Origin of the sequence: Neobacillus paridis (genome assembly GCF_016765675.1) — a bacterium.
Lineage (GTDB): Bacteria > Bacillota > Bacilli > Bacillales > Cytobacillaceae > Neobacillus > Neobacillus paridis.
In genome coordinates, this window is the sequence record NZ_JAESWB010000019.1 from 1 (window position 1) to 779 (window position 779).

Consider the following 779-nt stretch of genomic DNA (forward strand, 5'->3'; position numbering starts at 1 on the left):
TCAGCTTCGTTCACTCAGATCCTCACGTGCCCTTAAGCACGCTCCAGTCTTCGCTCACTCGCTTCCTTGACCTTCTCGCTGCTGATTTGTCATGACCTAAAAGGTTTAAAACCTAAAATGGCGATACCCGGTTCTTACTTGGTTACTTCTTCTATTACGATTATCTAGTTTTCAAAGAACGAGGCTACTGATTTCAATCACTTCGTGATGTTTCATCGTAGCTTTACATCATGCTGCCTTGCGACGAGCTGAGGAATACTTCCTCGAACTACTACGGCGCAGGAGCATAACACTTCATTGATTTACATCCTTGCACTGCGACGAGCTGAGAAGTTACTTCCTCGAACTACTACGGCGCAGGAGCAAATATTGGTGGAGCCTAGCGGGATCGAACCGCTGGCCTCCTGCGTGCAAAGCAGGCGCTCTCCCAGCTGAGCTAAGGCCCCATAAAGAGATATTAAATTGAAGTATGGTGGGCCTAAATGGACTTGAACCATCGACCTCACGCTTATCAGGCGTGCGCTCTAACCAGCTGAGCTATAGGCCCATACTTATTATTTATTAAAAGAGATTTATTCTCTCAAAACTAAACAAGGCAACTTCCACGAATCAACTTCATGAATGGCCTTCTTAGTTTTGCTTCAAGCTGCACTGCGACGAGCTGAGAAGTTACTTCCTCGAACTACTACGGCGCAGGAGCAAACTTAGCGAAAGGATTATTCCCTCAAAACTAAACAAACAAAGAACGTGCAACAATCTATTTATTTATTTGTTCGCAA

General features: G+C 45.1%; 2 tRNA genes. Both read right to left on the bottom strand.

Annotated elements, in window-relative coordinates:
• Positions 1–370: 370 nt before the first annotated feature.
• Positions 371–446 (bottom strand) — tRNA-Ala (locus tag JK635_RS01665).
• Between the two features lie 24 nt (positions 447–470).
• Positions 471–547 (bottom strand) — tRNA-Ile (locus JK635_RS01670).
• Between the last annotated feature and the right edge of the window lie 232 nt (positions 548–779).